Origin of the sequence: Halomonas sp. 3D7M (assembly GCF_014897885.1) — a bacterium.
Taxonomy (GTDB): domain Bacteria; phylum Pseudomonadota; class Gammaproteobacteria; order Pseudomonadales; family Halomonadaceae; genus Vreelandella.
In genome coordinates this window covers 4705-12865 of the sequence record NZ_JABUZF010000135.1, presented here as the reverse complement: position 1 = coordinate 12865, position 8161 = coordinate 4705, and the positions used below count along the sequence as shown (strand labels likewise).

Here is an 8161-nt window from a genome sequence, read left to right as displayed (position 1 = left end):
TTCGTGGTCTTCCTTTTTGCCGTCGACATGGTCGTTACCTACTTCGCTGCGTGCACGCATGGCCAGGATGACCACAAAGGCGGTCATCGCAAAACCAATCACGATCGCTGTTAATACCAGTGCCTGGGGCAGCGGGTCAGCAATGTTCGTGCCTTCATTTACCAGAGCAGCGCCATCCGTGGTTAAGCCGCCCATGGAAAACAAAAATAGGTTGACCGCGTAGGAGAGCAGCGTCAGACCAACCACAACGGGGAACGTACGCCCGCGCAGTGTTAGATAGAGTCCGCACGCAGTTAATATGCCCGTTGTAATGGCATAGAGCATTTCCATTAGTGGGACTCCTTGTTAGTGGGCGTACTCGAATCATCGCTTGCTTTGGGTTCGGTGACGGGTCGGTGTGGCGTGGTTACTTTACCCAGGTTGGCCAGAATCATCAGCGTTGCACCGACAACCGCTAGATAAACGCCAAGATCAAAGAGCAGAGCGGTAGCCAGTTCAAAGGTGCCAATCAGTGGCAGCGTAAAGTAGCCGAAAGATGACGTCAGGAACGGATAGCCCAAAAGCCAGCTACCCAGCCCTGTGAGTGTTGCAATGGCAACGCCTACCACGGCCACCGGCTGGAAGGGGAAGTTTAGACGCTCTTGTGCCCACTCCACGCCGCGTGCCATATACAGCAAGATAAGTGCGACAGCCGTAATCAAGCCGGCGATAAACCCGCCGCCAGGCTGGTTATGGCCGCGTAAGAAGATAAACGCAGAAACCAGCAGCGCCAGGGGCAGTAACGTCATAGAAATCGACGTTAAAATGGCGGGATAGCGATCAGGCGACCAAACACGACCTTCGCCATCGCTATGCGGGATAAACAACCGTAGCCGGTTCAATAGTTTAAAGATGGCTAAGCCAGCAATGGCCAGCACCGTAATCTCGCCAAGCGTATCGAAGCCACGGAAGTCGACCAATATCACGTTGACGACGTTGTACCCGCCGCCGCCAGGTTTACTGTTTTCAACGAAGAACTCAGATATCGACAGCGTCTCACGTGTCATCACCGCATAGTTAAGGCTAGCCACCACTAAGCCTAATGCGCCTGCCAGTAACATATCCCGTACGTTGCGCTTGGGGCTCGATTCACGCGGCGTTTTTTGGGGTAAGAAAAATAGCGCTAACATCAGCAGTATCATGGTAACAACCTCTACCGATAGCTGTGTCAGTGCCAGGTCTGGGGCAGAAAAGCGTGCAAAGGTGAGGGCAACGAATAAGCCTACGACCGAAAGCATCAGCAAAGAGATTAGCCGGTAGCGGTGGGCAGCGGCAGTTGCTACTCCCCCGAATATCAGCATGCCGGCACCTAGTAAAACAATGCCATCAATTGGCTGATTACCTTTTGAACCGGTTAGGCCGTCAATGCTGGCCAGGCCAATCACACCCATCAGTAACGCCGCGAAAAGCAGCCAACCCATATAGCGCTGAAGCGAGTTTCCTTCAAGCTTGGTAATAAGCTGTTCGGCGCGATAACCCAGAGTGACGATAAAGCGCTCAAAGATGCGGCGCGCATCAATACTGGGGAATGATTGCACAAAGCGGCGTAGATTCTTATGGCGCCAGTAGAGCGTGATACCCACAACAAAGGCCAGCCCACTCATCATCAATGGTAAGTTGATGCCGTGCCAAATAGCTAAATGGAAATCAAGCGGCTCGCCCAATACGGCTTGGGTCGCCAGTTGTAAAATGCCGGTGGCAAAAAAGGCTGGAAAGAGTCCGACCAAGACACATAGGGCCACTAGGATTTCCACGGGCAGGCGCATTAAATGAGGTGGTTCGTGAGGCGCTTTAGGTGTTGCTTCTTTGGCTGGTTTATAAAATACCGCATGTACCAAACGCAATGAATAAGCCACTGAAAGCATGCCACCTAACGCTGCCAATGCCGGTAGTAACCAACTAAGTCCGCCTAGTACCGGGGTGGCTAGTGTTTCGGTAAAGAACATCTCTTTGGAGAGGAATCCGTTAAGTAACGGCACACCTGCCATGGCTGCGGCGGCCAATGTGGTCAACAGCGCTGTAACAGGCATCGCCTTTTTCAGGCCGCCTAATTGCTTGAGCTCTCGGGTGCCCGTTTCATGGTCGATAATTCCTGCGCTCATAAATAGGGCCGCTTTGAAGGCCGCATGATTCAAAATATGAAACAGAGCTGCTAACACTGCCATTGGGCTACCAATACCCAATAATACGGTGATCAAGCCTAGGTGGCTGACGGTTGAAAACGCCAAAATTCCTTTTAGGTCGGTCTTAAACAGGGCAAACCAAGCGCCGTAGAGCAGCGTGATAGTACCTATGAGCGGCACCACTACGCTCCAAAGCTCGCTGCCAGCAATCGCCGGATGTAAACGTGCCATCAGAAAAATACCCGCTTTCACCATGGTGGCAGAGTGCAGATACGCTGAGACTGGCGTTGGGGCCGCCATGGCATGAGGTAGCCAAAACTGGAAGGGAAACTGAGCCGATTTGGTAAATGCACCGAGTAGAACTAGTCCAAGCATCAGCGGATAGCGAGGATCGGCGACGATGGCAGCGCCGCTGCTAAGTACATCGTCCATTCGATAGCTGCCGGCCATGTCACCCAGCAGTAGGAGACCCGCTAGCAGGGCCAAACCGCCAGCACCGGTAACGGTAAGCGCCATGCGGGCACCTTTACGGGCATCACTACGGTACGACCAAAAGCCAATCAGCAAAAATGACGAAAGGCTGGTTAGTTCCCAGAATAACCAGAGTAAGATGAGGTTGTCTGACATCGAAATGCCCACCATCGATGCCATAAACAGCATCAGAAAGGCATAAAAACGTCCGAATGGCTCATCTTTGTCTAGGTAAAAATGTGCATACAATAAAATCAGCAGACCGATGCCAATAATCAAAAGATTAAACAGCAACGACAGGCCATCTAAACGAAATGCCAGCTCAAGGCCTAGCTCAGGCATCCATGCCGCGTTAAAACGCAGCGCTTCACCTTTTAACAGGGCGGGGATCTGCAACAGTGTCAGCAGCAGGGCAACAGCGGGCAGTATGCTTGTCGCCAGCGAGCACAGGGTGCGGCCGCGCTTGGCATTTAATGCCGGCACCAGCACGCCTAACAGGGGCAGTAAGGCTATCCACAGCAGTGTCATGGGCTTATCCAGCGCAAAAAAATCGTGAAACACCAAGGTGGCAATCGCTACCTGGGTGGCGGAGATACTTCAAGTGAAACAACAGGATATCACTTGTATAGTAAGTACGTGATTTTAGTATAAAGTGATGCCGTTAACCGTTTAGAGACTCCCTGTTCCATGAGTGAACCATTCAATACCTGGCAAGCCCGCTTCGAAAAGCTGCGCTCGAACAAGCTGTTTGAAGGCGCCGTGATTTCCATCATTGTGATTTCTGCCTTGGTAATAGGCGCGAAAACCTATGAGGAAACCTCCCGAATAGAGCAGTGGCTGCTTTATCTTGATATCGCCGTAACCGTGTTCTTTCTGATTGAGATTTTGATCAGAATGGCAGCCGAGCGCAACTTAGTCAGCTTTTTTAAGAAGGGTTGGAATGTTTTCGATTTTCTGATAGTGACCGCTAGCCTTATCCCCATGGACGACTCGGAGATGGTACTGCTGGCACGTTTGCTGCGAATTTTCCGTGTTTTGCGCTTGGTGTCGATGATTCCTGAGCTACAAATGTTGCTGGGAGCGTTGGTGAAGTCGGTCCCCCGGATGGGCTATGTCGTACTGCTGATGTTTATCATCTTTTATATCTATGCTGCTCTGGGTAGCTTTTTATTCCATAACGTTGACGACTTTTTATGGGGTAACATTTCCGTAGCGATGCTCACGCTGTTTCGCATCGCTACGTTTGAAGATTGGACTGACGTCATGTATGCCACCCAAGAGGTCTATGCTTGGAGTTGGATCTATTATTTGACGTTTATATTCCTTACCGCGTTTATTTTCCTCAATATGATGATTGGTATCGTGCTCGATGTTATGCAAAAGGAGAGTGCGCAGATGGAGTTGGATAGCGGTGAGGGAGATTCTGCTCAGCTTCAAGCGTTGCGTAGCGACGTGCATACGTTAAAAGCGCAGCTTGATCGTATGGAGGCTGCCATGGCCCATAAAGGCACTCCATCAACTTCAAGTGACCAAACCGACCAACCTAATACAGGGTTGCCAAAAACAGATTAACGACAGGAGCGACGTCATGATGTTGTCCGATCCCTCTAAAAAATATCGCCCCTTCGTGGCCGTTGAATTGCCTGACCGCCTCTGGCCTAGCCAGCGAATCGACATGCCCCCGATTTGGTGCAGTGTAGATTTGCGTGATGGCAATCAGTCGTTAATCGATCCCATGGATCAAGAGCGCAAACAGCGTTTGTTTGATCTACTGCTGAACGTTGGTTTTAAAGAGATTGAGGTGGGCTTCCCATCGGCATCACAAACTGATTTCGACTTTGTCCGCTCGTTGATTGAGCAAGATAAAATTCCTGATGATGTGACGATTCAAGTGCTGACTCAGGCGCGCCCGCATTTAATTGAACGCACGTTCGAAGCCCTTAAAGGCGCTAAAAACGCCATTGTGCACGTCTACAATGCCACCGACCCGATGTTTCGGCGGGTAGTGTTTAATGTAGATAAAACAGAGTGCGTGCAGATCGCCGTTGATGCAACGGCGCAAATCCGCGATTTAATGGCCGCTAATCCAGAGACTCACTGGACCTTCCAGTACTCGCCTGAACTATTCACCACCACGGAGATGGACTTTGCGGTGGAAATTGTCGAAGCGGTGATGGATACCTTCGGGCCTAGCATTGATAACCGGATGATTGTTAACTTACCGGCCACCGTAGAAGTCGCAACACCCAATAACTATGCTGATCAAATTGAGTGGTTCTGTCGCCATGTTAAAAAGCGCGATACGCTGATTGTCAGTGTGCATCCGCATAATGACCGCGGTACTGGCGTGGCGGCGGCAGAATTGACGCTAATGGCCGGTGCTGACCGGGTGGAAGGTACGCTGTTTGGCAATGGCGAGCGTACTGGTAACGTGGATATCGTGACGCTTGCGATGAACCTTTATACTCAAGGCGTTCACCCGAACCTAGACTTCTCCAACATTACGCCCATTATGCGCGAGGTCGAGTACTGCAATCAGTTACCCGTCCACCCACGCCATCCCTACGTCGGCGATTTAGTATTTACGGCGTTTTCAGGCTCGCATCAGGATGCGATTAAAAAAGGCATGGCAGATCGTCGTGCTCATCCTGAGGCGCCTTGGGATGTACCCTATTTACCTATTGACCCGCTGGATGTGGGGCGTAGCTATGAAGCAGTAATTCGTGTTAACAGTCAGTCTGGAAAAGGCGGTATTTCCTATCTGCTGGAACAGGAGCACGGCATTGAACTGCCGCGCAGACTGTCGATCGAGTTTAGCCAAGTCGTGCAAGAAGTCGCTGACCGCACTGGGCGCGAAATTACCTCACAAATGATTTACCAGGCGTTTGCTGATGAGTACCTGGAGCAGCATTCGCCGCTGGCGCTGATAAGTCATCGCCTTTCCTCTGAGCCAGAAAGCCCAAAAGTTGCGCTTGAAGCGATACTGGAAAGCGGAGGTGAGCGCCAAACGCTAACTGGTGAGGGCAACGGCCCCTTGGCCGCGTTTGTGAAAGCGCTGGTGGCCAGCGGTCAGGAGGTAGAAATAATTGATTACCATGAGCACTCCCGCGGACAAGGGGCCGATGCCGAAGCAATCGCCTATGTTGAGGTGCGCATTGATGGCAAAGCCGTGTTTGGTGTCGGCAGCGACGAAAGCATCACCAGCGCGTCGATGAAAGGTGTGCTCAGCGCCATTAACCGTCATCACTCCACCCAAGCGCCGGCTGCCAATGTGACTGCAGAAACGCTAGGCTAAATCACTCGGCTTGAAGTGATTGCTAGCAGACCTATAAGGAGGCGTTGGCCTCCTTATCGTTAGCTAATGTGGTGGTGACAGCTAGCATGGTTATGGGAACTACAGCGGCGTCTTGCTAGTCTTGCCAGGCACTTCGCGCACTAAGCGGGGCATCAAGAAGCCTGGCAAGTGTTCAAGTAACTGCTTAACCAGTGCTTTGGCTTCCTCATCGGGGACGTCAAAATGGGCGGCACCTTGCACGGGGTCGACCACATGCAAATAGTAGGGCAATACGCCCGCTTCAAACAGGCGTTCGGACAGAGTCGCCAAGGTGCTGACGCTATCGTTTATTCCGCGTAGTAACACGCTTTGGTTGAGCAGCGTTACACCTGCTTGCTTTAAGCGTGTGCAGGCATCAATGACCGCTTGGTCAATCTCATTGGCGTGGTTAATATGCAGTACCATGACTTTTTGCAAGCGTGTCGCCGCTAGCCAGTCAAGAAGTGCATCATCAACCCGGTCGGGGATCACTACGGGTAGACGTGTATGAATGCGCAGCCGCTTGAGATGCGGAATATTTTCAAGCTGCTCCACCAGCCACGCCAGCTGACGATCGTTGGCGGCCAACGGGTCACCGCCAGAAAGAATCGCTTCATGAAGGGTGGTGTCGGCGCGCAGGTAGTCCAGTGCTTCCTGCCACTGCGCTCTGGAAGGAGAGTTGTCACTGTAGGGAAAATGGCGCCGGAAGCAGTAGCGGCAGTTGATTGCACAGTTAGGGCTGGCAATTAACAGCACGCGGCCAGCGTACTTATGAATGAGCCCCTTAACAGGCTGATGCTCTGCTTCTTCTAGCGGGTCGGTGACGTAACCTTGCGGTGTTGAGGCTTCATCGCTTACCGGCAGTACTTGGCGGAGCAGAGGGTCATTGGGGTCGTTGGGGTCAATGCGCGTAAGATAGGCGTCGGGAACACAGATCTCAAACAGCTGGTGCCCAGTGGAAGCACCAGGTAGCCAGCTGTCGTCCAAGTTTAAGCGCTTGCACAAAGTGGCTGGGTCGCGAATCGCTTGGGAAAGCTGCCGCTGCCATGACGCGTAAATCTGGGTAGACGGGCGCTTATCAGCGATAATAATGTTCTCCTGCAAAAAAGCCCTCCTTCGGGTTATCATGCGCGCACTTATTAGACGACGCTTACAACGACATTATCAACGGCGAAGCATGGCTTCGCGCACTATGTTACTGAAATAAAACACTGAGAGGCATCATGGCGAACTATTCTACCAATGAATTCAAAGGCGGTTTGAAAGTAATGCTCGACGGAGATCCTTGTTCTATCGTCGAGAACGAACTGGTCAAGCCAGGCAAGGGGCAGGCATTTAACCGCGTTAAGCTACGCAACCTGATGACTGGCCGTGTTGGCGAGCGTACTTTCAAATCCGGTGACTCACTGGAAGGTGCCGATGTCATGGATTTGGAGATGGAATATCTCTACACCGACGGCGACATGTGGCACTTCATGAAGACGGATGGTTCCTTCGAGCAGTACGCCGTTGAAAAGAAAGCGTTGGGCGATACTGAAAAATGGCTCAAGGAGCAGGTGCCTTATATTATTACGCTTTGGAACGATAAAGCGATTTCCGTTACACCACCCAACTTCATTGAACTGGAAGTGGTTGAGACGGATCCAGGTTTGAAAGGTGACACTGCCCAGGGCGGTTCTAAGCCTGCCACACTTTCATCCGGTGCGGTTGTGCGCGTACCGTTGTTTATCAACCAGGGTGAAGTGCTGAAGATTGATACGCGCTCTGGCGACTATGTTTCTCGAGCATAAGTGTTTCTCGAGCATAAGCACTGCCGAGTGACCGGTAGTTAGTTAGCCGCGAAAGCATCTACTTTATAAAGCCACGTGATGACCATGCGTGGCTTTATAGCATTGGAGGGGACGTAAATGACGGCTAGCTGGCAGCCAACGGCAAGTATCGAAACGTTGCGCGAGCGTGCGCGCTTACTCGCTGGGGTGCGTACATTTTTTGCTGAGCGGGATGTGCTGGAGGTGGAAACACCGGTGTTGGGGCAGGGTGGCAGCACCGATGTGCACTTAGTCTCGCTGTCTAGCATGGCGCGTACTGATAAAGGCCAGCGTAGGCTATGGCTACAAACGTCGCCCGAGTTTCATATGAAGCGCCTGCTGGCCGCAGGTAGTGGGTCGATATTTCAACTAGCTAAAAGTTTTCGTGATGGTGAAATTGGCAGGCG

At 51.8% G+C, this 8161-nt stretch carries 7 protein-coding genes; 4 read left to right on the top strand and 3 right to left on the bottom strand.

All coding sequences use genetic code 11. From position 1 onward, the window contains the following. Together INT22_RS06485 and INT22_RS06480 are read right to left on the bottom strand one after the other, a co-directional pair. Window positions 1-330: Na+/H+ antiporter subunit C (locus tag INT22_RS06485; RefSeq protein ID WP_038485658.1), on the bottom strand; the 330-nt coding region annotated here is incomplete at its 3' end. Continuing rightward, on the bottom strand, window positions 330-3161 hold the full coding sequence (locus INT22_RS06480; protein WP_193067906.1) for a monovalent cation/H+ antiporter subunit A: 2832 nt from the start codon (window positions 3159-3161) through the stop codon (window positions 330-332). The genes INT22_RS06485 and INT22_RS06480, both read right to left, overlap by 1 nt. Window positions 3162-3320: 159 nt before the next feature. Here INT22_RS06480 and INT22_RS06475 point away from each other — a divergent pair, with 159 nt between their 5' ends. Then, the gene (locus tag INT22_RS06475) at window positions 3321-4205 is read left to right on the top strand and encodes an ion transporter (protein ID WP_193061255.1); all 885 of its coding nucleotides are present in this window, start codon (window positions 3321-3323) and stop codon (window positions 4203-4205) included. Between the two features lie 16 nt (window positions 4206-4221). Next, window positions 4222-5928: a 2-isopropylmalate synthase gene (gene leuA / locus INT22_RS06470; protein WP_193061256.1), complete on the top strand. Its 1707-nt coding sequence runs from the start codon at window positions 4222-4224 to the stop codon at window positions 5926-5928. Window positions 5929-6027: 99 nt separating this feature from the next. On the opposite strand, the gene epmB is transcribed toward leuA, so the two are convergent. After that, entirely contained in the window at window positions 6028-7050 is a 1023-nt protein-coding gene (gene epmB, locus INT22_RS06465; RefSeq protein WP_193061257.1) for an EF-P beta-lysylation protein EpmB, read from the bottom strand. Window positions 7051-7169: 119 nt separating this feature from the next. Between epmB and efp the strand changes: the two genes are divergently transcribed. Continuing rightward, on the top strand, window positions 7170-7736 hold the full coding sequence (gene efp / locus INT22_RS06460) for an elongation factor P (protein WP_009721928.1): 567 nt from the start codon (window positions 7170-7172) through the stop codon (window positions 7734-7736). A gap of 117 nt (window positions 7737-7853) precedes the next feature. Continuing rightward, on the top strand, window positions 7854-8161 hold a 308-nt coding region (locus tag INT22_RS20370; RefSeq protein ID WP_319022049.1), incomplete at its 3' end, for an amino acid--tRNA ligase-related protein.

What these genes read in the sequence shown, in the direction of transcription:
- leuA (WP_193061256.1), top strand. Translation starts at nt 4,222, where the DNA reads ATGATGTTGTCCGATCCCTCTAAAAAATATCGCCCCTTCGTGGCCGTT.
- INT22_RS06475 (WP_193061255.1), top strand. Translation starts at nt 3,321, where the DNA reads ATGAGTGAACCATTCAATACCTGGCAAGCCCGCTTCGAAAAGCTGCGC.
- efp (WP_009721928.1), top strand. Translation starts at nt 7,170, where the DNA reads ATGGCGAACTATTCTACCAATGAATTCAAAGGCGGTTTGAAAGTAATG.
- INT22_RS06480 (WP_193067906.1), bottom strand. Translation starts at nt 3,161, where the DNA reads ATGACACTGCTGTGGATAGCCTTACTGCCCCTGTTAGGCGTGCTGGTG.